This is a genomic window from Mycobacterium sp. 4D054 (genome assembly GCF_052245755.1).
Lineage (GTDB): Bacteria > Actinomycetota > Actinomycetes > Mycobacteriales > Mycobacteriaceae > Mycobacterium.
Genome location: NZ_JBQQCF010000151.1, coordinates 1 through 892 on the forward strand (window position 1 = coordinate 1; position 892 = coordinate 892).

The following is an 892-nucleotide window of genomic DNA, read 5'->3' on the forward strand; positions in this document are numbered from 1 at the left end:
ATTCGTGTCGGCTCCGCGCCGGATTCGTGGGGGGTGTGGTTTCCCGACGATCCGCAGCAGACGCCCTACACCCGTTTCCTCGACGAGGTCGCCGAGTCGGGCTATGAGTGGATCGAGCTGGGCCCCTACGGGTACCTGCCCACCGACCCGGCCAAGCTGGCCGACGAGCTGGCCGCCCGGGGGCTCAAGCTCTCGGCCGGGACGGTGTTCGAGCACCTGCACCAGGATGACTCATGGGATGCGGTCTGGAAGCAGATCGAGGACGTCGCCAAGCTGACCGCCGCGGTCGGCGGCAAGCACGTGGTCGTGATCCCGGAGATGTGGCGCGACCCGGCCACCGGCGAGGTTCTCGAAGACCGCCACCTCACCGCCGAGCAGTGGGCCAAGAAGACCGGCGGCATGAACGACCTCGGCAAGGCGATGTTCGAAACCTACGGGGTGCGTGCGCAGTATCATCCGCACGCCGACTCCCACGTCGACACCGAGGACAACGTGTACCGCTTCCTCGATGGCACCGACAGCCGGTATGTGAACCTGTGCCTGGACACCGGCCACATCTCCTACTGCGGCGGCGACAACATCGCGATCATCCGCCGCGCCCCCGAACGCATCGGATACCTGCACCTCAAGCAGGTCGATCCGCAGGTCCGCGCCAAGGTCGAAGCCGAGGACCTGCCGTTCGGCGAGGCGGTCAAGCTCGGCGCGATGACCGAACCGCCGCTGGGGATCCCGGACATGCCACCGCTTCTCGCCGAGGTCGAGAAACTCGGCATCGACGTGTTCGCGATCGTCGAGCAGGACATGTATCCCTGCCTCGCCGACGCCCCGCTGCCCATCGCCAAGCGCACCCGCAACTACCTCGGGTCGTGCGGCATCCCGTCCGTCACATTCA

At 66.9% G+C, this 892-nt stretch carries 1 protein-coding gene; it reads left to right on the forward strand.

The features are described from left to right. Nucleotides 1–892: sugar phosphate isomerase/epimerase family protein (locus ACTWP6_RS30335; RefSeq protein ID WP_443189642.1), on the forward strand; the 892-nt coding region annotated here is incomplete at both ends.